This window comes from Prevotella micans F0438, assembly GCF_000243035.1.
Lineage (GTDB): Bacteria > Bacteroidota > Bacteroidia > Bacteroidales > Bacteroidaceae > Prevotella > Prevotella micans.
On the sequence record NZ_JH594523.1, the window covers coordinates 213167 to 240059 of the forward strand.

The 26893-nt window shown below is 46.4% G+C and carries 18 protein-coding genes; 6 read left to right on the top strand and 12 right to left on the bottom strand.

Annotation, left to right across the window (positions count from 1 at the left end; translation table 11 throughout):
- Window positions 1–372 precede the first annotated feature (372 nt).
- Window positions 373–2535: an elongation factor G gene (locus tag HMPREF9140_RS08735; RefSeq protein ID WP_006953373.1), complete on the bottom strand. Its 2163-nt coding sequence runs from the start codon at window positions 2533–2535 to the stop codon at window positions 373–375.
- 199 nt (window positions 2536–2734) lie between these two features.
- Here HMPREF9140_RS08735 and hemW point away from each other — a divergent pair, with 199 nt between their 5' ends.
- From hemW to HMPREF9140_RS08750, 3 genes are all read left to right on the top strand, one after another.
- Window positions 2735–3877, top strand: a complete 1143-nt coding sequence (gene hemW, locus HMPREF9140_RS08740; RefSeq protein ID WP_006953374.1) for a radical SAM family heme chaperone HemW — start codon at window positions 2735–2737, stop codon at window positions 3875–3877.
- A 14-nt stretch (window positions 3878–3891) separates the two neighbouring features.
- On the top strand, window positions 3892–4215 hold the full coding sequence (locus HMPREF9140_RS08745; protein ID WP_006953375.1) for a hypothetical protein: 324 nt from the start codon (window positions 3892–3894) through the stop codon (window positions 4213–4215).
- 709 nt (window positions 4216–4924) lie between these two features.
- The gene (locus HMPREF9140_RS08750; protein WP_006953376.1) at window positions 4925–5794 is read left to right on the top strand and encodes a DUF6261 family protein; all 870 of its coding nucleotides are present in this window, start codon (window positions 4925–4927) and stop codon (window positions 5792–5794) included.
- 103 nt (window positions 5795–5897) lie between these two features.
- On the opposite strand, the gene HMPREF9140_RS08755 is transcribed toward HMPREF9140_RS08750, so the two are convergent.
- The 4 genes from HMPREF9140_RS08755 to HMPREF9140_RS08770 are packed head-to-tail and all read right to left on the bottom strand — an operon-like array spanning window position 5898 to window position 9237.
- The gene (locus HMPREF9140_RS08755) at window positions 5898–7025 is read right to left on the bottom strand and encodes an acyltransferase family protein (protein ID WP_006953377.1); all 1128 of its coding nucleotides are present in this window, start codon (window positions 7023–7025) and stop codon (window positions 5898–5900) included.
- An 8-nt stretch (window positions 7026–7033) separates the two neighbouring features.
- A complete protein-coding gene (locus HMPREF9140_RS08760; protein ID WP_006953378.1) occupies window positions 7034–8224 on the bottom strand; it encodes an FprA family A-type flavoprotein in 1191 nt (396 codons plus the stop codon).
- An 18-nt stretch (window positions 8225–8242) separates the two neighbouring features.
- Window positions 8243–8767: a DUF4251 domain-containing protein gene (locus HMPREF9140_RS08765; protein WP_006953379.1), complete on the bottom strand. Its 525-nt coding sequence runs from the start codon at window positions 8765–8767 to the stop codon at window positions 8243–8245.
- A gap of 17 nt (window positions 8768–8784) precedes the next feature.
- Complete coding sequence (locus HMPREF9140_RS08770) at window positions 8785–9237, bottom strand: hypothetical protein (RefSeq protein WP_006953380.1); 453 nt, start codon at window positions 9235–9237, stop codon at window positions 8785–8787.
- A 184-nt stretch (window positions 9238–9421) separates the two neighbouring features.
- On the opposite strand from HMPREF9140_RS08770, the gene HMPREF9140_RS08775 reads away from it, so the two are divergent.
- Together HMPREF9140_RS08775 and HMPREF9140_RS08780 are read left to right on the top strand one after the other, a co-directional pair.
- Entirely contained in the window at window positions 9422–10054 is a 633-nt protein-coding gene (locus HMPREF9140_RS08775; RefSeq protein ID WP_306302092.1) for a hypothetical protein, read from the top strand.
- Between the two features lie 9 nt (window positions 10055–10063).
- Complete coding sequence (locus HMPREF9140_RS08780; RefSeq protein WP_006953382.1) at window positions 10064–10576, top strand: DUF6646 family protein; 513 nt, start codon at window positions 10064–10066, stop codon at window positions 10574–10576.
- An 86-nt stretch (window positions 10577–10662) separates the two neighbouring features.
- Here the strand turns inward: HMPREF9140_RS08780 and HMPREF9140_RS08785 are convergent, their stop codons facing one another.
- The 6 genes from HMPREF9140_RS08785 to dgt form a co-directional block, all read right to left on the bottom strand.
- The gene (locus HMPREF9140_RS08785; RefSeq protein WP_006953383.1) at window positions 10663–11916 is read right to left on the bottom strand and encodes a 5-methylcytosine restriction system specificity protein McrC; all 1254 of its coding nucleotides are present in this window, start codon (window positions 11914–11916) and stop codon (window positions 10663–10665) included.
- Window positions 11913–13595 (bottom strand): McrB family protein, encoded by a 1683-nt coding sequence (locus tag HMPREF9140_RS08790; protein ID WP_006953384.1) that lies wholly within the window; start codon window positions 13593–13595, stop codon window positions 11913–11915. Before HMPREF9140_RS08790 ends, HMPREF9140_RS08785 begins: the two co-directional genes overlap by 4 nt.
- Before the next feature lie 32 nt (window positions 13596–13627).
- Window positions 13628–14230 carry an HU family DNA-binding protein gene (locus HMPREF9140_RS08795; protein WP_006953385.1) on the bottom strand — a complete coding sequence of 201 codons (603 nt, stop codon included), beginning with the start codon at window positions 14228–14230 and terminating at the stop codon, window positions 13628–13630.
- A gap of 558 nt (window positions 14231–14788) precedes the next feature.
- Window positions 14789–17719, bottom strand: coding sequence for a PD-(D/E)XK nuclease family protein (locus HMPREF9140_RS08800; protein ID WP_006953386.1), 2931 nt, complete (start codon window positions 17717–17719; stop codon window positions 14789–14791).
- A 68-nt stretch (window positions 17720–17787) separates the two neighbouring features.
- Window positions 17788–21066 carry a UvrD-helicase domain-containing protein gene (locus HMPREF9140_RS08805; protein ID WP_006953390.1) on the bottom strand — a complete coding sequence of 1093 codons (3279 nt, stop codon included), beginning with the start codon at window positions 21064–21066 and terminating at the stop codon, window positions 17788–17790.
- A gap of 7 nt (window positions 21067–21073) precedes the next feature.
- The gene (gene dgt, locus HMPREF9140_RS08810; RefSeq protein WP_006953391.1) at window positions 21074–22399 is read right to left on the bottom strand and encodes a dGTP triphosphohydrolase; all 1326 of its coding nucleotides are present in this window, start codon (window positions 22397–22399) and stop codon (window positions 21074–21076) included.
- Window positions 22400–23451: 1052 nt separating this feature from the next.
- Here dgt and HMPREF9140_RS08815 point away from each other — a divergent pair.
- Window positions 23452–24222: a sugar phosphate nucleotidyltransferase gene (locus tag HMPREF9140_RS08815; protein ID WP_006953393.1), complete on the top strand. Its 771-nt coding sequence runs from the start codon at window positions 23452–23454 to the stop codon at window positions 24220–24222.
- 147 nt (window positions 24223–24369) lie between these two features.
- On the opposite strand, the gene HMPREF9140_RS08820 is transcribed toward HMPREF9140_RS08815, so the two are convergent.
- Complete coding sequence (locus HMPREF9140_RS08820) at window positions 24370–26847, bottom strand: outer membrane beta-barrel family protein (protein ID WP_018572053.1); 2478 nt, start codon at window positions 26845–26847, stop codon at window positions 24370–24372.
- Between the last annotated feature and the right edge of the window lie 46 nt (window positions 26848–26893).

The following is a 26893-nucleotide window of genomic DNA, read 5'->3' on the forward strand; positions in this document are numbered from 1 at the left end:
GTGTGTGTGTGTGTGTGTGTGTGTGTGTGTGTGTGTGTGTGTGTGTGTGTGTGTGTGTGTGTGTGTGTGTGTGTTAGCACTTTTTCCGAACCCACCAAATTATTGGACGAAAAAATCACAGAGAAATCGAAATTTCTCTGCGTCGCGGGGGCGATGGAATATGTTGCTAACTGTTTCACGGTGGCAAAGGTATATTAATCAATTTGTTTGAGCAAATATATTGCAAAAAGAACCGTATAAGCATTCTATCCCCTGCCGCTTAATTAAAGTAAGATTAAGGTTATAAGAGATACACTAAAAAAGCCGACAACTGGCATGAAGCTAGTTGCCGGCAAAACAAACTTTATTACTTAATAACAAATGGGTGTATGCTTATTCGTCGTCATCGTTTGCCTCAGCCTCATGTTTTGCAATGAGCTCCTGTTGCAGTTCGTTCGGAACGAGTTCGTAACTGGCAAATTTGGTTGTAAAACTGGCTCGGCCTCCAGTGAGCGAGCTAAGTGAAATACTGTAGTTAGCCAACTCCTTGAGTGGAATCTTGGCCTGGAGTTTCTGATATCCTGCTTCACTATCCATTCCCATAATCATGGCACGACGTCCTTGTAAATCACTCATCACGTCGCCCATATAATCGCCCGGAACGAATACCTCAAGGTCGTAAATGGGCTCGAGAATCTTTGGGCCAGCCTGTTTGAAAGCATCCGAGAATGCGTGACGAGCAGCGAGGGTGAAGGATAGTTCGTTGGAATCTACAGGATGCATCTTTCCATCGTAAACAATCACTCTTACATCACGGGCATAGCTGCCGGTGAGCGGGCCGCGTTCCATACAGTCCATAACTCCTTTGAGTATTGCAGGCATGAAACGAGCGTCGATGGCACCGCCTACAACCGAGTTGAGGAACACGAGCTTACCTCCCCATGGAAGGTCTTTTTCCTCACGGCTCTTGATATTCATTTTAAATTCCTGTCCGCCCAGCTTGTAGGATGTCGGGTCGGGCATCCCTTCGGCATAAGGCTCAACAATTAGATGAACCTCGCCAAACTGTCCGGCTCCTCCGCTCTGCTTCTTATGGCGATATTCGGCTTTGGCCTGTTTGGTTATAGTTTCGCGATAGGGTATCTTGGGTTCTTTGAACACTACTTGTAGCTTCTCATTGTTTTCTAGGCGCCATTTGAGAGTTCGGAGATGGAATTCACCTTGTCCGTGAACAATAACTTGACGTAGCTCCTTGCTTTGTTCGATAACCCATGTCGGGTCTTCCTGTCGCATACGTAGCAGGGCAGCCATAAGTTTTTCGGTGTCCTGAGAGTTTGCAGCCTCAATGGCGCGAGAATATTTCGAGTTAGGATATTTAATGAAATCGAATCGTTCTTCGGTTCCTTTTCCATTTAGTGTATTACCGGTTTTCACATCTTTGAGCTTCACGGTGCATCCCAGGTCGCCAGCGTTGAGTTGGTCAACGGGAATACGGTTGGCTCCAGCGCAAGCATAAATTTGTCCAATTCGTTCTTTCGATCCGCGGTCGGCATTGGTCAGGTCGTCGCCAGGCTTAATACTTCCGCTCATCACCTTGAAGTAACTCACTTCGCCGATGTGTGGTTCGAGTCCGGTTTTGAAAAAATAGATTGATTGCGGTCCGTTACTGTCTGGTGTTACTTCCTCGCCTCGTGTGTTATGAAGCTTTGGCATTTCGCTTACGAATGGCACCACATTACCTAAAAATTCCATGAGTCGACGCACACCCATGTCTTTTCCGGCACAAACGCAGAACACTGGGAAGATTGAACGCGTGATAAGTCCTTTACGGATGCCTTCTCGGAGTTCGTCCTCAGTTAGTGACTCGGCTTCGAAGAATTTCTCCATCAATCCTTCGTCGTTTTCAGCAGCTGCTTCAACAAGGGCTCTGTGAAGTTCCTGAGCTTTGTCCATTTCCTCGGCCGGAATATCCTCGATTATCGGAGTTCCGCCTTCTTCTTTCCAGCTGTATTTCTTCATCAGAAGAACATCTATAATGCTGTTGAATCCAGGACCTGTACTGATGGGGTACTGAATTTCGATGCACTTCGAACCGTAGATGTCGCGCATATTATTCATCACGTTATCGAAGTCGCATTTGTCGGAGTCCAGCTGATTAACCAGGAATATAACTGGCTTGTCGAGTTTCTCGGTGTAACGGAAACAGTTTTGCGTACCCACTTCAGGCCCATACTGGCCATTAATTAGGATAACAGCCTGGTCGGTGACATTGAGCGCAGTGATTGCACCACCTACAAAGTCATCGCTTCCCGGACAGTCGATGATGTTGAGTTTCTTGTTGTTCCATTCGACGTGGAAAACAGTTGGGAACACGGAGTAACCATATTCCTGCTCCACCGGAAAGTAATCACTTACTGTGTTCTTTGCTTCAACTGTTCCGCGGCGTTTAATGATGCCGGCTCCGAACAACATACTTTCGGCAAGAGTGGTCTTGCCGCTACCCGCACTGCCAAGCAGTGCAATGTTCTTGATTTCGTTTGTTTGATAAACCTTCATATCCAAGATAGATTTAAGTGAATATTAAATATGGATGCTTTTGGTTGCAAAAAAACAGGCCTCAAAGGCCTGATTTCTTACGGAGGCCTAAGATAGATATTTCAGTCGAGAGAGTTGCTCACTATCAAAAGCTCGAAGTTATTTTTTAGAACAAATTAGTAATTTTGCGTCCTATCTTTTCCCATTCTTTATTGTTTTCATGTCTGGATTATATCTCCACATTCCTTTCTGTGCAAGTCGCTGTATCTATTGCGGATTCTATTCCACGGTTCATCCAAAAGGCCACATTGGAATAAATATCCAGGAGCGATATATTTCTGCACTTTGCACTGAACTAAACCTACGCCGAAACTATCTGGCTAACGAGTCGCTTAGCACGATATATCTTGGCGGAGGAACTCCATCGCAACTGTTGCCCTCGCAACTGGAGCGAATCTTCTATAATATATATGAGGTGTACGGTTGCCGATTTGACGACATGGAAATAACAATGGAATGCAACCCTGACGATATAACCATCGGGTTCGCTAACAGTCTCAAGGCTTTGCCCGTGAACCGAATCTCCATGGGCGCACAAACCTTTTCAGACCAGCGATTGCAATTCCTTCGCCGACGACATACATCTGCCGACGTTCGACGAGCAATCAATCTACTGCGCACAGTTGCAGGAATCGACAATATATCGCTCGACCTTATGTTTGGATTCCCTTCTGAAACGCTAGAAGAATGGAGAGACGATGTCGACACTGCACTTTCGCTCGAAGTGGAACATATATCGGCCTACAGCTTGATGTTCGAAGAAGATACGCCGCTTTATCGTATGCTCGAAAGAGGTGAGACGAGCGAAATTGACGATGAGCTCTATCGCAGAATGTATAATCTGCTAATCGACAACCTCACCGCAGCCGGCTACGAACACTACGAAATAAGCAATTTCGCACAACCCCACCGTCGCTCACGTCATAACAGTTCATATTGGAGCGGAGTGCCCTACATAGGTATCGGCACAGCAGCCCATTCTTTCGACACGAATTCGAGACAGTGGAATGTAGCCGACATCAATCAATACATCTCCGCACTCGAAAACAACCGCCTGCCTATCGAAGGGCGTGAAGAACTCGATGCCAAGCTACAATATAACGACCTCATAACAACTGCTCTCCGAACCAGTGAAGGTATCGACCTAACAAAACTCTCGCCGGCCAACCGGGATTATCTGCTAACGTGCGCCGAACCGCATATACATAGCCGCCGGCTCGCACTCGGTAATAATAGCCTAACGCTAACCCGCGAAGGCATCTACATAAGCGACTCTATAATGGCCGACCTTATGGCTGTTTAACAAAACATAGAATTATGGACAACAACGAATTTGAAAAAATCTGGGAAACCAACCGGGACAAAATCCTTGCAAACGATAGCGACTATCAACGAATATTGAAAAGCTACACGGCATGGACGTGGGCCGATTATATCATCTTCATCGGCGGCTTCATTATCTGTGAACAGTTCATGCCCTCCATTTCCGAAAGCATTGTTCTTCAATATCTGCTAGCTCTCGCAGGAATGATTCTCATTTGGCTAGGCTATCGTCTCCTGCGAAGTCAACTCATAGGCAAGAAAACTCTACAACAAGCCGAACAAGAAGCAAAGGAACGCTATCGCCAAAGCCTCCATTAGAACGTTCTTTTTACAATAATGTTTGCCCGAATAATCTGATTAAGTAACTCTTAAACTTTCCGTCCGGTGATATTCAACCTAGTATATCCGGGGCACATGGAGTACAAGTGCAAAATATAATGATGCGAACATTCGTCCCTTTGTACGGTACTAAATAGAATGTCAATAGAACATTTGAAAAATAATCAGTTTCTGACACGAGGATTGCTAGAAACACTGTTTCTAACGACTTTCAAAACCGAATCAACCTAGAAACACTGTTTCTAGCGACTTTCAAAACCGAATCAGACTGGAAACACTGTTTCTAGCAATTTTCAAAACCGAATCAGACTGGAAACACTGTTTCTAGCAATTTTCAAAACTGAATCAGACTGGAAACACTGTTTCTAGCAATTTTCAAAACTGAATCAGACTAGAAACAGCGTTTCTAGCGATTTTCAAAACTGAATCAGGCTGGAAACACTGTTTCTAACGACTTTCAAAACCGAATCAGACTGGAAACACTGTTTCTAGCGATTTTCAAAATGAAATCAGCCAGAAGAACTGTACTTTCGAGAACTTTCCGATAAATTTGCAACAAGAAACACAGTCCACCACGGAGAAACAACAAAGAAACTATCTCTCCACACTGTATTTCCATTAAAATAATGAATATACCTAAACGCCGACAGCAGTAGGCAGATATTAATTTTTAAAAATCATTTCAGATATGAAGCAGATTCAAAAAATCAGTCTTGAAAGACTAGCCAACGGAGCTCATTTTCTGTTCTTAACCAACGCGCATAAACGTGCTACGGCCAACGCGGGGGTGAAAGACAAAGTTGTTAACGAATTGCACGCCCTCGAAATGGCCTTGAAAGAAGAAGACAGAATTCTGGCCACATCGCAGAAAAGCCCTCTTTCTGACGAAATCAAGAACGCCGACCGCCAACGCGACAAAATCTATCGCGGCATCGAAAAAGCCTTAAACGCTTTTATGCTCTTCCCCAACGAGGAAACCGTGAATGCGGCTAAAGAGGTGAAACGAATCATGAAAGCTCATAACATTAAAACCAGCATGCAGCTCGACCGCGAAACGGGTATGTTGCTCAATTTGATTGGCGATTTTGAAAACAAATGCCAAGCCGAAATAGCCAAACTGGGATTAACTACAACCGTGGTCGAACTAAAAACGGTTAACAACAAACTCATTGGCGTAACCGAAGACCGTCTTAAAGGCAGTATTGCCGTAATTGTTGGCGACCTTAAACGCGCTCGCAACCAAAGCGATGAGGCCTATCGCGCACTTGTTCTAAAAATCAATGCTCTTGCAGTTGTAGAAGGCGATGCGCCCTACGCGCAATTCATCGACCTTATGAATGCCGAAATAAAGCATTACAAGGAGGATGCCGTTATTCATAAAAAGAAGAAAGACAACGAAAAACCCGGCGACGATAAAAAGAAACCCGGTGATGACAAAAAGCCATCCGACCCCAAAAAACCCAATGACCCCAAGAAACCATCCGACCCGAAGAAACCCGACGACGGTAAAACTCCCAAACCCGGTCGCGAAGAAGACCCCGGCGAAGACCAAGTATAAAAGAAACTCGTTTATAAATCAATCAAAAGCCCTGCACGCATCCATCTCGGAGCGCGCAGGGCTCGCCGTTTTATATTTGTTCGATTTAGTAAGAATTGTTTTTTCAACTACTACTTCGTCCGCCTGTAAGCAACGAGAGGAGCGATGAGAAAAAACGGTTCAGAATACAGTGGAACAGTGCGCCCACAAGAAAGAGAACTGCGGGAGTGAAAAAATAGCAAATCGCCATTTGAACGTTGCCGGACGGATTGAGAATACCCGACTTGAAAAGCGAAATAATAATCCCAAGAGCCAATGTATGATAAGCAAACACAAAAAAACAGGCATCGGTGAGGATGGAAGGTAGCTGCTTGTAACGTCCACTTTGAATCGTGCGTGTTACGAGAGATATCGATAGCACGATGAGCGCGGCATACATAAGATTGTACATACCGAACTGTTTGAAGAATATCGCAAACAACAATCCACCCAGTAAGAAGGGACGGAACAGGGCGGTGAAGTCGGTTTTGTTGATTCCGAAATAAGCTCCGAAGCCAAAGAAAGCGAAAGCCTGCGGATTGAGTCCGGGGACGGAGGGAATATGGTCGGCCGCTAAAAGCAAGGCACAAAGAACAATGATAGCTATCGGCTTTTTGAATGACGATAACCACCGCAGACTCCAGAAAATTACGGGCGAAAGAATGACTAGAATTATCAGGTCGCGCACGAACCACATTGTTATATCCAAAGGTGCAGCTATTCCACCTTGGTTGCAGATAAGACTAATGTCCCAGAAAGAAAGCAGGAAATCAGTTATCCCGAATTGAGCGATAGGTTTGCCGATGGCGGAAGTCCATCCCGACTGCAGTTGTTCGGCTACGAAAAGGGCCACAAGGAATATTGCGTTCCACATAACGTAGGGCACGAGGAGCGAGCGAGTACGGCTACGCAACTTATCAAAATAATCTTTCTTCGAAAAGTCCGAACCTTTGAAGAACAAGAGTCCGCTGATGAAAAAGAAAAACGGATTCGCAAGTGGAGCAAGCGAACCCGACAGGAAGTCTATTATATTTCCTAACGACAACGATATACTGGCCAAATGAAGGAATGGAGTGTCGAGCAAGGCCGGATTCCACGCGGAACTAATTCCTCGGAAATCCGAATGGATAAAAAGAACGAACACTACCAAAGGGAATCGCAGAAAACTAATCACCTGCGACTGCACGCTGGCAGTGTTCATTTGTATAATCATAAGCCTTCTTAGGCCTGGAGCAGTTTGAGCGCCATTTCACGACCAAGGCGTTCACATTCCGCTTTAACCTCGGGTGTTAGAGCCTGTTTCATCTCAACAGGTTCGCCCACCTGTTCGAAGTGTAGCCGCTTTTCGTTCCATTCGCCGATTGCATTGACGGCCTTACTAGCCCAGGCATAGGAGCCGAACCATCCGATTAGATGATTCTTCACATCGTGGTTAGCTATCTCGGATAGGAGCACGTCCATCTCATGATAAAGCCCGGTATTATATGTTGGAGCGCCGACAATGAGTCCACGGAACTTGAACACATCGCGAATAATGTAGCTGTGGTGAGTTTTGGAAACATTGTATATCACGATGTCTTTCACTCCAGCAAGCGACGCAGCGCGAGCAATATGTTCGGCCATACGTTCGGTATTGCCATACATGGTTCCGTAGCAGATAACGAGGCCGGACGAAGTCTCATATTTCGACATGCGGTCGTACATCTCAACGACTTTCTCAACATGTTGGTGCCACACCGGTCCGTGGGTAGAACAGATGTAGTCAATGTGAATTCCGGCAAGTTTCTTGAGCGCGTTTTGCACCGGAATACCGTATTTGCCAACAATGTTCGAGTAGTAGCGCATCATTTCGTCCCAGCACCAATCGGTGTTTATTTCACTGTCGATAAGTCCACCGTTGAGAGCGCCGAAGCTACCGAATCCATCGCCCGAAAAGAGTATCGACTTCTGCCCTTCGCAAAGAGTCATCATTGTTTCGGGCCAGTGTACCATCGGCGTGAGGAAAAAGCGCAGTGTGTGGTGCCCGAGGTCGAGCGTATCGCCGTTCTTTATTTCGAGAGTATTTTCGCGTATGCCGTAGAATCCTGACATCATATCGAAGGTTTTCTTGTTTCCGATGACCTGAATATCAGGATAATATTTCCGAAGCAGAGCCAAACCGCCCGAATGGTCGGGCTCCATGTGGTTAATCACGAGATAGTCTATTTTCCTATCGCCCAGAACCTCGTGGACATTCTCAATGAACTGCACGAAGAAGTCGACTTCCACTGCGTCTATTAGGCATACCTTGTCGTCGTCGATAAGATAAGAATTATAGCTCACACCGTTCGGTAGCGGCCACAGGCCTTCGAAGAGCGCTTTATTGCGGTCGTTAACGCCTACGTAGTAGACTTTGTCTGTTATTTCAATCATATATACGTTTTATAAAGTTCAATTTTTCTGCATACTAAACACGTCATGCAATTCCATCATGCCAGTGAAGCGTATTACATCCTTTCCGCTGGGTATAACCGAGAGGTTTATAATTGCGTTATCGAACACTTCCATAACGAGCTGGTAGCTCTCCTGGTCGGAACGGGTTGACATCATAATTCTAACTCCATTCTTTATTGGTTCTTCGCGATAAGATGTGAGCGGCGCAACAAGATTCAACCCCTGTCCGCGACCATAAGGCACCTGATATACTCGCCCGAAATATGGCAGAAACAGCCCAACAGAATCGCGACTAACTTCCATTCCCCAGTCTTCACGCAACATCACCGATGGACCGCGCAAGGGATACATTCTATCTACGAAAACTTTATATCTCCTCGCTTCCAAGTGGCCTCGCACGGCAGCCGTACGGAATTGCTCCATTTGAGCCTTGGAAATCGGATTACCCATCGAGTCGTAATACTTTTCGGCACATCCCGCCAATGCGGCGGCGCATAATAGCCAAACAAATAATCTTTTCATTATTGATACCTCCTTTATTATTCAATTTGTTCGATATGTGGGGTTGTCACCTTTTCTATGGATGGGGCGGCCGATTTCACCTGAATGTCCTGCGGCTGCGTTGGTACGGTTGCAGGCTCAGGCACAGGAGCGGCTTTCGATGCTCCTTCACTTTCAGGATTCTTCTTACTGTAGGTTGCTTCATTGCCGGTTCTTGAATCGGTTTCGTCTTTAGTTTTCTCTTCGGTGGTGAGCAAATCTTCTTTCGACGGGCGCATGTTTGGCCATAAATAATTACCGATTATGTCGAGCGTATCCAAATCGGCCTTACGCTGCAGTTCTTCTTCGAGCACCTCCTGTGTTGGTGCAGGTTTATCTTCGGCTATTGCGAAATAGTATATCAATCCCATGACGACAATCATTGCTGCCCCGCAAAGAACCTTGAAAAAAAGAGTATGAGTGAATTTGGTTTTTCTTCGTTTCTGAGCCATAATAGAAATTAATCCTGTTTGTTTGCTTTGCTTGCAAAGGTAGATATTTCCCTATAGAACACTGAATAAGCTGTTGCACGTTAAGTATAAGTGATTAAATGCTGTTTAATTTTCTGGGTCTGCCTTTGAAATAACTTTCAGTTCGAACTTTAATATAATACCATCCGTAAAGGATATATATCTCGTGCGCTTCGATATGCAAGGCAACCAGTTGAGCGAGAACAATCTAACAAAGGATATTCCCGAACGACTTATTACCATCTCAATGTCTAAAGCAGGCAAAGAGTATTCACTGAAGTATCTCATGGCCTCGCATCACGTCATGACCGATGGCACCGACTACTTCTATCTCGGCGAAGCTTTCTATCCCACCTATACCACTACTCGCGTAGGCAACATGGTAACCACTGTCTTTAACGGATATGCCTATACGCACGCCGTTCTGGCCAAGTTCAACGAGCAGGGGGAGCTCATCTGGGACAATTGCTTCAAGATGGAACCCGGCAACCGACCGATGTACGTTAAGCGGTTTATATCATGCACGATGATGGGAAAGGATGTGAAGTTGATTTTCACCGACGGGAAATGGCTAGTGTCTAAACTCTTCAGAAATACCGACGGTAGCGTCTTGAAGGACCGTAAAACCGAACGGTTGGAAACCGACGATGCCGATGAAACTGTGAAGAAGGTGAGAAATTCGAACTCACTTCACTGGTACGACGATAACTTCATTGTGTACGGCACGCAAATAGTTAAGAACAAAGAGACGGGCGAACGGCGCAAAGTATTCTCAATCACGAAATACACAATTAAATAACTCATCATCATGAAGAAAGTATTTTCCATTCGGCTGCTTTTCATTATCGCAGTTGCCCTCTTAGTATCGCAGAAGATGCGGGCGCAAGCATTCGATGGCGCCGACGACCATAGAGTATATGTAGGCTACTCGCACATCGGCAAGCTATCGGGCGTAGAGCTCGGCTATGAAGAAGGTTTCAACGATTATCTCTCGTGGGGCATACAAGCCAACGTTCTTTTCACCGGCGATAAGCCCGACGAAGAAGGGAAGTTCCTTGACGCCTACGACGCATCATTCCACTGCAATTTCCACTGGTCGGAAGTTTTCAGACTGCCCTCTCGGTTCGACGTTTATACTGGCGTTTTAGCAGGTCTTAAAACCATCGGCATTGGTTGCGGCGCACGCTATCATTTCAGCGAAAACTTCGGTATTTATGCTGCTGCGCATTATTCGCCCATTTCCACCTTTACGTTAAGCGGCTCAAGAATCTACTACAAAGGCGAGCCGGCTCTCTCTGTCGGGTTGACCATCGGTTGGTAAGAGTGTCTCCCCCAGACCGCATCCGAAAGCCTATGCTTTGAGCGCAAACAGCGCAAGCAAAAGCCATAATGGCTTTTGCTTGCGCCTTATAGATTATCAGAGAGCACTGGTAACGGAACGCATATTTTATAGAATAGCAAGAGGCCATCTATAGCCTTACCGCATAATGTGCCAAGTGATTTGTCCAAGAATGGATTACATGCCAACTTATCGAGCGCCCCTTCTTTAGGATATATAATGATACAAGGTACGGGTGATAGGGTTGTTTCTTTAGTTATATTCTTATAACCAAAGTGCTTCAGAATATACAAATCACGACTATAGCCGCTCAGCTGCCAAATGACATCTTTATCTAAGGGCTTATTTTCATACTTCGGAATATATTTTGTATCTAAGATGGCCTTGTATTCTTTAGACTTATACAAGAAATCAGGAAATCCCGTCTTACCTTTAAATTGATAAGTAATCTTCTCGCGATAGGCTTCGTGAAGCAGCCCATATACATAATGCTCATAGAGTAGCGACATATCAAGCCAAAATGGAACGACTTTTCCCTCATCGTTACCTACCTTGCTAATGTTATAATCAAAGAGTCGAAGGATTAGTTTTGCCAGTCGAATTGCCTCATTGTAATTTGTGAACAACTTGTGAGCGCGTAGTCGCTTCACTTGTTTAATTTCAACCTTGTCGCTGACCTCACTAAACAGTGCAAGACTTTTATTCAATCGCAACTTTGCTACAGCTGCGGACCGTTCGTTTAAGCCTTGAAGCAAGCGCTGAGAGAATAAGAGTGCTTTCTTTATCAGTCTGTTTTCCGGGATGTCGGCCGAATATTCGTCATACTCGCAGAAAACCCTATCGTAGCGCCTAATAGCAATGTTCTGTCGCTCATTCTTCAAGATGCTAATGCGTCCTCTAACCTTCTTCAGGTTCTCACTTCGACTGACGTATCCTTTCTTCAATTCCCTAATTCTGCTTACAACGCCAAGAAAGTGTAGCACAAGTAGCGGACTTACGACACTTTGAAGCGCAGGCGCCTTTATGCTCGGCTTGTCAATGTATATCTCGTAGATAGTAGAGAATGACGCTAAGGATAAGTCAGAAGTAAAGCAGGTCATAAACATCCTCACGAAGTCGATCTGCTCCATCTTATGCTTTGTCGTTACAATCAAACTTTCTTGCTCATCGATCCATTCTGCTCCAATTTTGTATGAAGCATAATAGGCTTCAGGCAAATTGTCCGTGCGCTTACACCATTCAACAAGCTCCAACCTGTCATATTTGTCCTCCTTCTTACTGACAGGCAATTGTCCATGTTCTTGAAGCAGTATCACACTCATTCTCCCTCTTGCTCCTCTTCTTCGTTGACTTCTTCAATCGTAGCAGGCTGCAAATTGCGCCAGGCCCTAAACGCGGTTTCTTTCTCTTTGCTGCTCACGTTTAAGATACCATCGTTGATATATTCTGCAATAAGTGGCAATACTTCATAGTCCATCTTGTCTTTTAGCTCCTCTTCTGAAGCGGACATAAAGTAACTATGACCAACCATCAAATCATCTATACCTAAGTCTCCACACTGCTTTTTCCGGATGAATTCTTCAATGTTATTGAATAATGCGAGCGCTTGATTCTTTAGTGTAGGCTCGGTATAATGTTTCTCTATAACCGACCTGTCAGATTTTAATGTAACAAAAGCGAAACGCCGGCGCAATGCATAGTCAATCGTGCCCGTACTGCGGTCGGTGGTGTTCATCGTGCCGATGATATATAAATTTTTTGGCACACTGAACAGCTCCTTGGAATAAGGCAAAGTAACCTGAATAGGATGCTCGCTTCCTTCCCTCTTATCAATTTCTAACAGCGTTATCAATTCGCCGAAGATCTTGGCAACATTGCCTCGGTTTATTTCGTCAATGATGAGCACAACCTTGTTGTTGCCATGTATTTTGTATTCCTCTTTTACAGCTTCAATGAAAGCCTTGGCGTATGCAGGCCAATTGTTTTCCATTCCTTCTCCTATAGCTTGAAGTTTTACTTTTTCTATATTAAGAGGTGATGGACTATGTGTTTCGTCATGTGTGATTGTTGAATGTGTACTTCTGCATTTAATGGTAGTATTACCCTCCTCCCACCAAGCATAAAACGAAGATTTTCCTGTAATTGTAGGAATCACTCTCTTGTTCTCGAATCCGTTAATCTTATGGTGTAAGTAATCGTTAATACATTCGGTTATATCTTTACTTTCGTCCTCCGTTACAGCTTGGCAGGCCTGCTTAAAGATTCCGTCTTTCGGCTCGTAGGTTACGCCGACGCTTTCCCCTTGCTCATTTGTTCGCACACGCGGCTTTAACCCCTCAACAAAGTCTTCATAATCTAAAGACTGATGAAACGTAGTAAAGAAGATGCGCTTACCCGTCAGTTCTTTATATCGCTTTATCACGGTCTCGTGGTCTGTTAAATCTATATCAGTTACGCCCAAAACCTTCAGGGCTATACTGGCCGTATTATAAGTTTTACCGGTTCCCGGCGCACCTTGAATAATTATATTGCGCTTGCGCTCTAATAGGCGTGCACATTTGTTTGTAAATCCCATATTGTCTATATGTTTTAACCAATTATTAATGTATTTATATCGTTTTGTCCTATTACTGCATGAGGAAAAAGTTCCTTGACTGAAGAGGCGAGGAGGAGGAGGTTCCTTATAATCCTTTGCCCACGCCAATATTTTGACCCGTCTGAAATTTTTATGAAGAAACTCATCGGTTAGCTCCTTATTAGTAAAGCTATCACTAATAATCTGGCATAAAGCAATAGCTTCATGCCCTTTTCGAACAAGCACTATATCACCATTCTTAATCTTATACTTAAAGTTTTTGCATTGATAGTTGTCCCATTCACCGACTCCAATAATAGGCTCCTCCCTCTTTAACATCTTCTTGGAATCTATTCTTGCTTTTTCCTTATCTCCATAAGGTTTATACATCTGTATATGCCAATACTTATCCCTATGAATATCCATAATGCTATATATCTTATATTGCTTGCTGCTAATCACCTCTCGCCCTTTACGAACATCTTGCGATAGCGGGAGCCGACATTACGGAGCTTGCCATCGGATTCGAGGCGACGGGACAGGCGATAGGCCATCGGACGAGAGATATGAAGGGCCGATTGCAAATCGCCCACGAGAATAAGGGGCGACTCAGCAAAAAGATGGGCAAGGGCGGCGGCAATTTCCTCATCTGTGGGCATGGTACAAGTTTCGGAACTGTAAGTTCTATTCTCGAACCTGGCGTAGCTCAGCTCCTTGAGCAGTTGTTTGTCTGGGCGGAAATTAACCGTTCTGACGTATGCGTTGCGAAGCCTGAACTTATGACTGCGCGGGTCTTCGTAGAGTTCGCCCTTTACGGAGAGCGAGAAATAACCAAGTCCGGGCAGATGAACGCGATTGCCATCCATGAGTTGATTAACCATCTCTGTTTTAAGTGCTTCGAGAGCTCCCACAAGGTCGGCCTTAGTCATTGTTGTTGCCTTATCGATGAGTTTGGCCAGGGTGGCTATTCCAACGGTACCGTATTCATCGAGCACCACTTTTAGGGTGCTTTTGTTAGCCAGGGAGCCTGTTGTTCGGAGTAATTTGTAGGGTACTGCCATTGTGTTTGATTTTTAAGTGAATCCCGTCCGAGCTTGCTTTATGTGCGGATGTGCGGGGGTGGGATTACGGTTTCTGCTTTATTTATATACTACTTTCGTCTTCTTTACATAGGGAGTTGTATCATAGGCATACCAAGAAAACTGAATTATCATCATGATGAAACGATTTTTTTATCATGATGAAACGAATGTGTCATCGTGATGATAATTTTATTTCATCGTGATGATAATTCGATTTCTCGGTTACAAATATAAGGAGAGTCTATGAGTAATCAAAGAGGGATACGGGAGTTGATTAACGTGTATTAGGTTTAAAAGGCGCGGGCATACGGATACCGATTGAGTATGTGTAGAGACTGGCTGCGTATTTGTTAGTCCGGACGATTGGAATAATCTTTTCCAGGTCTGTCGGGGATAACCGAGTTGGCATTGGCTCTCGAGTGTTGAGCCAGAGTTCGGTTTACACTGAACTCGCGTTAATTTAATGTAGAAATAGGGTTAAGTGTGAGTTGGTTATTAGCGTCGTTCTGTGTTAATTGGATGGGGCGAAGGGGGATGTTAGCGGCCGCAAAGGGTGCGGTACGGACAGTGCTTGCAGTCGGTAAGGCGAGGAGTGGGGGCGAAGGGGAGTGAGGGATTGAAGATGTTCTGGAGAGTGGCGGTTAGGTTGGCGTTAAATTCCTCGGAGAGTTCGAGAGAATTTAGTAGGGGGGAACCGGCGAAGTTTAGGATGGGGTCGTAGTCGGGCGAGCCGGCGCGTTGGATAAATAGGAGGGCGGGGGCCACGGGACGAGATTCGGGATTGAGTGAATGAATATCGGGATTCAGAGGAGGGGACGGATGGGTGGCTTGGGGGATAGGAGAGTTGTCTACAGAGGTTTGAGAGGTGAGGAGGAGACTGTAGAGGATGGATTGGAGGGTGTAGTCTGACTTTTTAGTGTGGATGTTTTCGGGGGCGAAGATTTCGTCGACAGTTTTAAGTGGCTGTGCGGGGTTGTTGCCGGTCTTATAGTCGACTACACGCAGGATTTGTTCGGGTGTACCGATGTTTATTTCGTCGAGGCGGTCGATTCGTCCGTAGAGTTCGATGGTTCGGGTTGGGGAGCTGTTGGTCTGGCTGTCGGGTTCGAGTGTTAGGGTGATGGGTGTGCTGACTGGAGCTTCGTGGGCTATGACGCGAAGGGGAGCTACGCGGAGGTCGGTTCGGAGGAGGCGAAGGAGATAGGCTTTGATTACCTCGCGGTTGATGAGCTGGAGTCCGTTGAGTTTTGGGCGGGTGGTTTGTCCGGGTGGTTGGCGGAAGAGTTGGGTGGCGAAGGCCTGGTCGATGATGTTGTCGATTGATTGGGGGTTGCTCAGTAGTTGTCGGATGTTGTCGGGGGTTATGATTTGTCGGGGGAGGAGGGTTTCGTACATGAGCTGGGCGGCTTGGTGGAAGATGTTCCCGAAGATGCGGTTGTCGATATCGTCGGCGGGTGCGTCGGGTTCTTTTATTTGGGCTATGTATCGGTAGTAGAAGCGTAGCTGACAGCGCAGGAAGTTGCTGATGGCGGTTGGGGATATTCGGTTGAGTTGGGCGAGCTTTTCAATGACGCGTGTGTCTTTTTCGATTGTGGGGGCGGTGAGTGATATGGGTTTTTGGCCTGCTTTTAGGGCGCTTCGCTGGATTGGTGTGGGGAGTTCTACAAGGAGTTGTTGCATGAATCGGCTCATTTCGGATTCTCGTGTTCCTTGGGTTGAGTTGTTGTATAGTATGGTTATGGTTTCGGCGCGCTGAATCATTCGGTGGAAATAGTATCCGTAGATGGCTACTTTGTGGTCGATTGTGGTTAGGTTGTGTGCTTTTCGGATTGCGTGTGGTATGAATGAGGTGTCGCTGGTTGTTTTTGGCATGTTTCCTTCGTTGCATGAGAGTATGAGGATGTGTCGGAAGTCGATGTTTCGTGTTTCGAGCATTCCCATTATTTGTATGCCTTGGATGGGTTCGCCGTGGAAGGGTATGGTTGTGTTTGCGGCGAGCTGGTTGATGAGTCGTCGAAGAATCGGCAGGTCGGCCTGTAGGGTTTGGTTGGTTATGAGTTTTTCGATTCGTGTTAGGAGGGTGTACATTCGGAAGAGCGATTCGTCGAATAGTGGGTCTTTCATTTCGGCTCCGTTTCGGGCTATGGTGGCGGTTATTCGTGCGAGATATGCTAGGAGGGGGGATGGTTTGTCGGGTGTGTGTGGCTGTGGTTGGAGGATGGTGTTTGGTTGTGGTGTGATGTAGTAAAGATGGTTTTGGCTGATTTGGTTTTTGAGGGTTTCGATTTCTGGGCCTATGAGTCGTGCATAGGGGTGGCGCAGAACGCTGTTAGCTCGGGTTGTTCGGAAGGCTTTTTGGCGTTCTGAGTAGCCTTCGGTTTGTAGGGCGATGAGCTGGGTGATGAGCGACATGATGGGTGTTTGGCTGAGTGGATAGCCTGTTGTGATGTTTAGGTTTTCGACTTCGGGTGGAATGCAGTGTATTATGGTTGGGAGGAGGGTTTCGTTGCAGAGTACGATTGCGGTTTCACGTCCGTGGGCGAGTTTTTTTCCGTCACGTAGCCATTGTGTGGTGTAGCGTGCTTGTAGGTTTTCGGTTGGTGCGGATATGAATTGGATGTTTTTGGGTTGGGCTAGGGTTTTGTAGAAGTTGGTTGGGAGGTTTGGGTCGGAGGCTAGGGCGTTTGGGTAGCGTGAGAGCCATCGGCGGATGTAGGTACCTGATTCGTTGTTGGGGTTGAGGTAGTATTCGTCGTAGTCCCAGAAGAATTCGGCTTTTTCTTGTTTTTGTAGGTTGTCGAAGAGTTGTTGTTCTACTTTTTGCAGTACATTGAATCCTACGAAGAGGTATTTTTCGTATTCGGTGCAGAGTTCGGTGTTTTGGATTGCTTCTCGGTATAGCATTCCTTCGTAGGCCAGGCCTCGTGTGCGCATTTCGTTTTGGAAGGCGCTGTAGATTTGGGGCAGTTTGCTCCATTGGTTTAGGAATCGTTCGCGGATGATGGAGGGGTTGTCGGTGAAGGTTGCGAAGAATTTGCTTAGTTCTTGTTTTTGTTCTGTTGTGAGATAGTCGATGTTATCGAGTTCGCGGAGGTCGCTTATGTTTTTGAATACTTGTTTTGGTGATGCGAGGTTTTTGTCGATGTCGTCGAAGTCGGCTAGCATGACGAGTCCCCATCCGTAGAATTCGTCGAGGGTTTCGTTTCGTTCTGTTATTTGGTTATAGATTTTATGCAGTAGTGCTATGGTTTCGATTGGGTCGGCGAGGGTTAGTTTTGAGTATCGCTGGAATAGGTTGGATATTGTTATGCTGGCTGGGCTCCAGATGGGTTTTTGGGCTATCTGGGCGAGGGTTTCGTTCAGGAAGAGGGCGGCGCGTTTGTTTGGAAATATTATTGCTATTCGGGCTAGGTTTGTACCGTATTTGCTGATGATGTTTCGTGCTACTTGTTCGAGGAATGTGTTCATGTTGGGTTTGTTTTTTGATGTTTGGGGATTTTGTCCACTATTTCGTTCGGCTGACGGATTGATTGCAATCACTCCGAGGTTTCGTCTGATGGGAGCGATATCTCTTGGATTTCATCGCGTATCACATACCAGAGGTAGCCTTTGATTTTGGTATTTCCCATCTCGGCTAGCAGGTTCATGTAACGGCGCACTTGAAGGGCGTGACTGGGGTGTGGGGCGCCGAATTTGAAGTCGACTATGATGTGTTGTTTGCCGTCGGTCATGACTCTGTCTGGTCGGTGCTGAACGGCGCGCCCGAGTGTGGGGTCGTATTGGAGAATTGTGCATTCGTTGAAGAGTTGCCACTTGGGTGAGAACCAGTTTTTGACGACTGGGTTTTGCAGGGATTTGCTGATTCGGGTGGTGAGCTGCGCGGGGGTGATGTCGTCGTTGTAGATGATGCCTTCTTGCTGGAGTTGGTTTAGGTGGGGGGTGATGTCGGCTTCGGTTCGTATGTCGGCGAAGATTTGGTGGAGTACGTTTCCCACTTTTATATATTGGTTTTCTGGGGCATCTGGGTTGGCTTCAACAAATTGTCGGCTTCGGTTGCTTTGCCTGAATGTTGCTGCTTGTGGAAAGGTCTGGATGTGGATGAGCTGGGTTTTGATTGGGGCTGTAAATGGGTTTTGAGGGGCGGAGGTTGTGGGGATGATGGGGGCAGGGGCGTGGGTGAGCTGGCCGAATTGGAATTCGATTGGTTCTTGGGGGGATTCGGGGGCAATGAGCGTGGCTTCGGGAAGTTGTTGGGCGAGGTCGGGTAGTATTTGTTCGATGATTCGTGAACGGTTCTGGTGGGTGGTTGTGACTTTGGGTGCTCTTTTTCCGGATATGATGAGGTTTTGGGTGGTTCGGGTGAAGGCTACATAGAGCAAGTTGAGGTTGTCGAGTGTTTTTTGGAAGTGTTCTTCCTGATAGTCGGATTCGAAGACTGTGCCTTGCATCTTTTTAGCTGAGAAGTCGACTGGTACTATTGGCAGTGCGTTGAATGGGTGTGGCTTTTGGTGGGCTGGGCACCATATAGTATCTGATGGTTCGAGTTTCCAGTCGCAGAATGGTATTATGACGTTGGGGTATTCGAGACCTTTGCTGGCATGGATCGTTATGAGGCGTATGCCTTCGATTTCGTCGCTTTGGATTGTTTTGCTGTAGAGTGTTTCATCCCATTTGTCGAGGAACTCGTTTATGTCGGCGGGGTTGTCGCGGAGGTATTCAGCCAGTGTGTCGTAGAATGTGCATATGTAGGCGCTCTGACCTTCCAGTCGGTCGAGGTTGAAGATTGCGATGAGCCGGTCGATGAGGTCTATAACCGGTAGTCCTATGAGCTTGGCTTGTTCGTGGGTGAATTTCTCTGGGAGCAATTTGTCGAGCTGTGTTCGCTGGTTGTTATCGGTCAGGAGCAGTTCGTTGTCGGTTACGGGTTCGGCAAGCACTTGCTGGCGATATAGCTTTACTAGTTTGGCGCGGGTTAAATTGTCGTCGGGGTTAACGAGTAGGGTTAGGGCGGATATGATGACGGTCACGGCAAGGGATGCGTCGAGTCGGAAAGCCTCGTCGGAAACGATGTTTGCCTTGCCGCCGAGTTGCTGTAGAAAGGTTTCGACAATGTCTTGGATAACGCTTTTTGAGCGTACGAGAATTGCGATGTCGTTTTGTTGGTGGCCTTTGCTGAGGAGTTCTTCCACGGTTTCAACGAGCTGTGACAGGATTTGTTCGCGATATGTTGCTGGGTTTTCGGGCAGGAGGGTTATTCGGACGCTTCCCTTCCGACCTTTTCTTACGGGCTGTTGCACGAGGTCTGAATAAGCTTGGGCAAGCTCATCGGCCTGCTTGGAGCCTTCGTTTCGTAACATCGTTTCGGTTGCGCTTATTGCCCGACTAAAGAATGCATTATTGAAAAGCACGATGTTTTCTTCGGAGCGGAAGTTTTTATCGAGTGGGCGTATATCTAGATATTCGGGGCTGATTTTCCGATCGATGTTCCCTAGCAGCTGCCAGTCGCCTTGTCTCCATCGATAGATGCTTTGCTTAACGTCGCCCACAATGAGATTTCGCGAGCCGGTTTGCGCCATACAGTTTTCGAGTAGAGTTCTGAAGTTGCTCCATTGCGCAAGACTGGTGTCCTGAAACTCGTCAATCATGATGTGCTTAAGTCGGGTTCCGATTTTCTCGAAAATGAAAGGTGTGTCGGATGTCCCGATGATATTGCGAAGCAGAGATTGTGTGTTGCTAAGCATGAATCGGTTGGATTCGCGGTTGATTCGGTTCATTGTATCGGCTATGGCATGTAACAGGCGTAGCTGCGACAAATGGGCTAGCACCAGTTTAGCCGATTGATAGTTGCAAGCGGCCGATTGCCTGTACTCATCGAGGTTGGCAAGCATTGCGGAGAGTTTTTCGGAAGCCAGGGCGGTGATGGTGGCTTTTTCGGTGGCGGGACATTTGCCCGAAGTCCATTTATCGGGCTGCTCGATGCAGGTTTGCACATAACCGGGCGTGCTGTCCGGAAGAGGTTCGGCTTTGCTTTGCTTCACGAGGTATCCGTATAGGAATCGTCTGAAGAGCCCTGGTTCGTCGACCCCTGCGTGCTTTATTTCGTCGATAATCGCGCTGGCCGAGTCGTTGAGCTTCTTCTTGAGTGTGGATTGCATTCCGCGCAGCTCCTTGGTGTAGTTGTCGAAAAACGAATCGTCGGCAAAAAGAGCGTCGAGCTGGCGTTCGTGCTCTTTATAGAAATCCTTAAATATATTCTGCCCAAAATCCTTGATTTTCCCGATGACGTTCCAGCCAAGGTCGTCTTCGATGTTTCGGTCGATGTAATCGCGAATCCAGCGCAGAATATCCTGTCCCTGTTCGAGTCCATCGATGAGCTGGTCGACAGCTTTGTGTTCAACCTGACTATCGTTTAGGTCGACCCGCAAATTGGCCGTGAGATTCAGTTCGCGAGCCATGTTGCGCAGCACAAATTGGAAGAATGCATCGATGGTTTGGATACGGAAGTCGCTATAGCGATGGATTAGCAGTGAAAGAGCTAGTCGGGCATTCGAGCGTATGACTTGCTCCATAAGTCCGGTTCGACCTTGCACTTCGCGTAAATAACTCTCCGACGACTCAAGACCATTTGCGATTCCATAAAGTTGCGATAGGATGCGCGTTTTCATCTCCTGGGTGGCCTTGTTGGTGAAGGTTACGGCAAGGATGTGCTGATAATCTTCGGGATTTTTGATGAGCAGTGAGATATATTCCACCGCAAGTGTGAATGTTTTTCCCGACCCGGCCGACGCCTTATAGACTGTGAGTGCTTTGTTCATGATGCTTTTAAACGACGGGCAAGCTGATGCCGTTGATTTTTTGGTAGATGTCGAGGGCGTAGATATCGGTCATACCGCTGATGTAATCAATCACGGCCATGATGCGTGTTTCGATGTCGGGACTTTGTATGTCGTATTGACTCGAGAAGCGACGAATGAGCTGCCTACTGTGGAATTTATCCGGCTCCAGAGCTGCACCGATAAGTGCGTCCATAAGTGTTTCCATAATCTTATAGCCCGAGAGCTCCACGTCAAGCACGGTTCGGCTACTGTAAATCTTTTCGAGCGACACACTAGCGCAATGCCTGTAGTTCCCGCGTCCGGGTTCGGGAATATGGTCGATAAGCGAGCCCTCGAAAGTTCCGTCAAGAATTTCGCGCTCATGCTCCACGAACGCATCCACGCAATCGGCTTCGAGTTTTCCCACGGCACAGGCGCGGAAATAAACCACCTGTTCGTTCTCGTCGGTCACTCCCTCCTCAACAATCCTCTGGCGTATTGAGCAGCGTGTTTCCTCGTCGAAGAAGCCCAGCAAGAGGTCGGCAGTCTCCTCGAACGAAAGGAGTTTCAGTTTATGCGCGTCTTCGATATCCATAATTTCATAGCAAATATCATCGGCCGCCTCAACGAGATAAACCAGCGGATGTCGCGCATAAACATTTTGTCCCTTGCAAACGATTCCCAGTTCGTCGGCAATCTGCCTGTAGGTTTCTTCCTCCGTAGCGAAGAAGCCGAACTTGCCATGCTTGCCGGGAGCGGTCGACGGGAAGGGATATTTCACAACACTGGCCAGAGAGGAATAGGTCATCACGAAACCGCCCTCTCTTCGGCCCAGGAACCTATGCGTGAGCAGGCGGAAGGCATTGGCATTACCTTCGAAGTGGGTGAGATCGGCCCACATTCTTTCGCTCACATGCCGGCGAACTCTCTCGCCCGAATCTTCGGTAAAGAAACTCCGTATGGCTTTTTCGCCGCTGTGCCCGAACGGTGGATTACCCATATCGTGGGCGTAACAAGCTGTTTGTACAATCGTTCCTATCTCCTCGAATAGTGTTCCGGCTAGTTCGGGATGAACCTTTATAAGCCGGTGGGCCACATCATCGCCGAGCGACTTACCGAGCGATGCTACCTCGAGCGAATGTGTGAGTCGGTTGTGCACAAACACACTGCCCGGGAGCGGGAAAACCTGCGTTTTGTTCTGCAACCGACGAAAAGGCGCTGAATAAATGAGCCTGTCGCTATCGCGCTTGAATTCCGAGCGTTCATCGCGTCGCGCATAGTATCGATGTTCCTGTCCGAGCCTCTTACTGGAAATGAGTTTAATCCAATCCATATTCATTATTTTATATTATAAGCGTGGGGAAAAGATGTGGGCATTGAACAATGCACTCGCAAAAGTAAGTAGATGTGCACAATTAATTGCCTCTATGCTCATTCCAAGCCAGGCAATTGGATTACGAACCACCTTCTGCCTTATGTCGTTCTGTATTTTCGGACGACAAACTACATTCCATCTCATGTAGCACTACGACTTCAGACTGTGAACTACTTTCCATCATCTTACGCACTATGATTTTGGACGGCGAGCTTCTTTCCGCCCAGCGTCGTCCTGCGTTTTAGGACGGCAAAATGCCGGCTAACTCTTTCATTCAATTCTACAAAAAGATAACTTTATAAAATACCACCTTATAGAACTTCCTTTAAAGAATAATATCACAAATTAGTTATTAAAATAATTTCCGCAAAAGAATATCCTTATAAAAAAGTATCTTATATAGATTCCGGAAATACATAATTGCATTAGATATTATATTAAATATATTCTTTAAATGTTTATTCTTAATAAAGATTCATTTCAAGAAATTTCTGAAACAACTAATCTCATAGATGATGTTTTTCTGGAAAGTCTGGAAACAATTCAAATGTAATCAATATTCTTTAAAGAAATTCTGGAAATAACTTTCCTCTATAATTATCTATTTCAAGAATTTCTATAAAGTTTTATAAATCAAGGGTATATCTTTCAAGAATATATTTAAAGAACTTTCTACCTCTTACGCATCCCAAATCGTAGTGCAAATACATGCACAACTGCCTTGCATCTCCCAAATCACAATGCAACCGCATGCGCTAATGCCTGGCGCATCTCAAATCACAGCGTAAAAACATATGCAACTGCCTTACACCTCCCAAATCACAATGCAAACGCATGCACAACTACCTTGCATCTCCCAAATAACAATGCGTAAACCATGCACAACTGCCCGATGCGGATGGCAATTCAGGCGGAAAGGCCATGAGTTGGACTGATAGATTCTATTGATTAGGATAAATTTCTGGGAGACAAAAGAGCTACTTTTGCACGCATCAGTAGACAAACAAAACATGCAAGCAATGATATTCGCCGCCGGAAAAGGCACCCGACTCAAACCACTAACCGATTCCATACCGAAAGCACTGGTCGAAGTTAAAGGTAAAACTCTCTTGGCACGGACAATAGAATCTCTCAAAGCTGCCGGATGTGAACGAATCGTGGTGAACGTTCATCACTTTTCGGAGCAAATCAAGGATTATCTCGCACGACATGACTTCGGAATTGACATCAGAATATCCGATGAAACCTCACGACTGCTCGACACAGGGGGCGGAATCAAGTCGGCCGCCGCACTCCTGGACGTCACTCGACCGGTGCTTATTCATAACGTGGATATTCTCAGCAACGTAGACTTGCAAAACTTCTATAACTACAGCACCGGGGCAGATGTTCGTATGCTCGTTAGCCGAAGGAAAACGAAACGATATCTAATTTTCAACACAAACATGCGACTCGTAGGCTGGACGAATATCGAAACTTCCGAGATTAAATCGCCCTATCCTACCCTTCGACAACTTAAATTCGAAGCTCCCGATAAGGTCGGTTATCTTCAACACAACCACTATCTTCTGGCTTTCTCCGGAATACACGTTGTGGGACCGGAGTTATTCAATTGTCTACGAGCCGAACGCGAGAATGTTTTCCCGATAATGATTTTCTATCTACGCTATGCCGACCGCCTGAATATCCTCGGCTATGAAAAACCTGACCTAAAAATTCTCGACGTCGGCAAGCTCGACACTCTCCGCCAAGCTGAACAATTCGTTGACGAAGAGCTGTAGTAACTTAATTTCGGCTTAATCTGAGTTCTTAAGTCGAACTCACATTGTACGTTTATATATCAACAAAAAATATCTGCATGCTATGATAAGAACGCATGCAGATATTTGATTTTGAAACCAATAAATGGACTGATAGGAGGGGCAATATTACATTCCTATGCCGGTTCCGGTGCCAACGCCACCCATTTGCTGATTGGTACTTTTGTGTTCCTGGAAGTCGTTGGAAATCTTGCTTTCGTGTGTTTGGAATTGCTTCTTAGTGTTACCGAAATTCCACGTGAACGACAGGCCGATATAGCGCATCGGGATGATGATGTCCACGCTTTGTTCAAAGTCGGCACCGCGACTGTATTGGTCTATTTTTATCTTTCCGTCGAAAGGAGTCATAAATTGCAAACCTATGCTGAACTTGTCTTTGAAAAATGATTTATCGATGGTTGCACTGATGAAATCATACCCTCCGCTATAGCCCTGGAGGGTGTATTTCTTGGTCATTCCGCCGGCGAAGCAGCTTAGCTTAATATCCCACGGAAGAGTTTGTTGAATACCTGCGAAGACATCGGCCTGCCATCCGTGGTTGTGTGCAGCAAGCTGATTGGAGCGAATATCGCCGTAGTCGAATCCGCCGTTGAGCATCAGTCGGGTTTTGGGCGTAATGGCGTAGTTGACGAAGGTGTGGAAGTTTGTCCATCGGCTTCTAACGATGTTGCCGTAAGTTGTGTTGAGCGTGCCCGATTGCATGAACGAATACTCCGAAATTTGGTTGTCGGCAAAGTTCTCTCCCAGCGTTAGATTAATCATGAGTTTCGGAGTGAAGAAGTTGAACACGAAACTCACGTTGTGACTCTTTTCAACCTCGACGTTAGGATTACCGTATTTTATGTAGGTTGGATCCGAGTGGTCGACGTAGGGATTCATGTAACTTATTCCGGGTCGGGTAATGCGCATTCCGTAGTTTATTCCCATGTTCACCGTTGCGGCAAGATTATATGTTATGCTGGCCGATGGTACCAGGCTTCCGTAGTTCTTCTTGAAGTCGGAGCCCGAACCGAGAATGAACTTCACATCTTCCCAGGTATGTTCGTAGCGTAAGCCGGCCTTGGTTCCGAATTTGCCGATTGTGGCGGTGTATTCTGCGTAACCGGCGAGTATATTTTGGTTGTTTTTGTAGTTCACGCTCTTTGTCGGGTCGTAGGTTTGTACGCCGGCCAGGACGTTGTAGTATTTGGAGTCGGATGTGTTGAGTCGGAGAATATACTTCGCTCCGGTGTTTAAGACTTGTCCTTTTCCGATGGGCGTTGTGAAATCAGCCTGCGCCGTGTGTTCGGTTCCGCGCGTATTGGCTTCAGAGTAGAGGTCGCTCACCGGGAATGGTATTCCTGGTGGCAAGTTGGAGTAATATCGCTCGCTTTTTTCGCTGTTGGGCATTGTTGTGAAGAGATAACTCAGGACAAGAGAACTGGTTCGATCGGCGTTGAAGAATCGTTGATAGTCTATGCTTCCGTTATATGAGTTATTGTCGGTTTCAGTGGATGTGAAGTTGCTGTATTGGAATCCGGCGCCATAGATTCCGCCGATGTATTTCGTTGTTGGGTAACCGTTGTGCCTAAGTCCATATCGTGTCACGCCGAACGATGCTCCGAGATTACTCATAGAGTCAATTTCGAAGCCAAGGCTCACATTGCCCATGGTGAACGATTCTCGGCCACTGGCCGTTTGATAGTAATCCATCGTGCTTCCGTCGGGCGCTGTTCTTTTCATGAAAATCTCGGTGTCTTTGCTTTTTCCACGGCCATACATCAGGTTTACGCTGTAGGTAAACTTACCTTGCTGCCCGCTCACGAAAGCTGCTCCGCGCGAGCCTTTGTTACCCACGGTTGCGTTGATGTTTCCATTGTATCCGTTGGTGAAGGTTTTTTGTCCGTTTACATGATTCATCATAATGTTCAACACTCCACCGGTTCCTTCGGCGTCGAACCGAGCACCGGGATTGGTCACCACTTCTATTGATTTAACCGACGAGGCAGGCATCGATTTGAATATCTGCGATGGATTAGCCGAGAACATTATATTGGGCTTCCCATCAACATAAACTTTGAACGAACTCTGCCCGTTCACGGTTATGTTATCCTGTCCGTCAACTGTCACCATGGGTACTTTTCGCAGCATGTCGAGCACGGTATTGGTTTTCGAGTCGACGTCGTTCTGTACATCGTAGGTCATCTTATCGGTTTCCATCTTCACGAGCGGCTTCTGGGCCACAACGGTGACCCCTTCCATTTGCTTCGTGTCATCTTGAAATAGTAGCGTTCCCAAGTCGACCTTGTCCTTGTCTGCGCCGAGCGAAATTCGGCGTACGATTTCACGTCGACCCATGGAGTTGAACGATATGAAGAAATTGCCTTGCGCTGTGACCGTTTGAGAAAATCGCCCGTCGGTGTCAGTAACCCACATAGCGATTGGTTTTTCACTGTTCTTGTTCTTGTAAACTCTGATTGTTGCGTAAGGTTCGCCTTTTTTCGTTAACGAATCGAGCACCTCTCCGGTGATTGTTGTTTGAGCAGAAATTGCAGTCGTTATCGAAGCGAATACTAAGAGAAAAAATAATCTGGAATTCATTTTCATTTTGAATTAAGTTCGTGCAAAGATACTTAGAAAGGTTGCCTGTCAC

Bases quoted from the DNA above. Each gene is read 5' to 3' on its own strand.
- HMPREF9140_RS08735 (WP_006953373.1), bottom strand. From the start codon at position 2,535: ATGAAGGTTTATCAAACAAACGAAATCAAGAACATTGCACTGCTTGGC.
- hemW (WP_006953374.1), top strand. From the start codon at position 2,735: ATGTCTGGATTATATCTCCACATTCCTTTCTGTGCAAGTCGCTGTATC.
- HMPREF9140_RS08745 (WP_006953375.1), top strand. From the start codon at position 3,892: ATGGACAACAACGAATTTGAAAAAATCTGGGAAACCAACCGGGACAAA.
- HMPREF9140_RS08750 (WP_006953376.1), top strand. From the start codon at position 4,925: ATGAAGCAGATTCAAAAAATCAGTCTTGAAAGACTAGCCAACGGAGCT.
- HMPREF9140_RS08755 (WP_006953377.1), bottom strand. From the start codon at position 7,025: ATGATTATACAAATGAACACTGCCAGCGTGCAGTCGCAGGTGATTAGT.
- HMPREF9140_RS08760 (WP_006953378.1), bottom strand. From the start codon at position 8,224: ATGATTGAAATAACAGACAAAGTCTACTACGTAGGCGTTAACGACCGC.
- HMPREF9140_RS08765 (WP_006953379.1), bottom strand. From the start codon at position 8,767: ATGAAAAGATTATTTGTTTGGCTATTATGCGCCGCCGCATTGGCGGGA.
- HMPREF9140_RS08770 (WP_006953380.1), bottom strand. From the start codon at position 9,237: ATGGCTCAGAAACGAAGAAAAACCAAATTCACTCATACTCTTTTTTTC.
- HMPREF9140_RS08780 (WP_006953382.1), top strand. From the start codon at position 10,064: ATGAAGAAAGTATTTTCCATTCGGCTGCTTTTCATTATCGCAGTTGCC.
- HMPREF9140_RS08785 (WP_006953383.1), bottom strand. From the start codon at position 11,916: ATGAGTGTGATACTGCTTCAAGAACATGGACAATTGCCTGTCAGTAAG.
- HMPREF9140_RS08790 (WP_006953384.1), bottom strand. From the start codon at position 13,595: ATGGATATTCATAGGGATAAGTATTGGCATATACAGATGTATAAACCT.
- HMPREF9140_RS08795 (WP_006953385.1), bottom strand. From the start codon at position 14,230: ATGGCAGTACCCTACAAATTACTCCGAACAACAGGCTCCCTGGCTAAC.
- HMPREF9140_RS08800 (WP_006953386.1), bottom strand. From the start codon at position 17,719: ATGAACACATTCCTCGAACAAGTAGCACGAAACATCATCAGCAAATAC.
- HMPREF9140_RS08805 (WP_006953390.1), bottom strand. From the start codon at position 21,066: ATGAACAAAGCACTCACAGTCTATAAGGCGTCGGCCGGGTCGGGAAAA.
- dgt (WP_006953391.1), bottom strand. From the start codon at position 22,399: ATGGATTGGATTAAACTCATTTCCAGTAAGAGGCTCGGACAGGAACAT.
- HMPREF9140_RS08815 (WP_006953393.1), top strand. From the start codon at position 23,452: ATGCAAGCAATGATATTCGCCGCCGGAAAAGGCACCCGACTCAAACCA.
- HMPREF9140_RS08820 (WP_018572053.1), bottom strand. From the start codon at position 26,847: ATGAAAATGAATTCCAGATTATTTTTTCTCTTAGTATTCGCTTCGATA.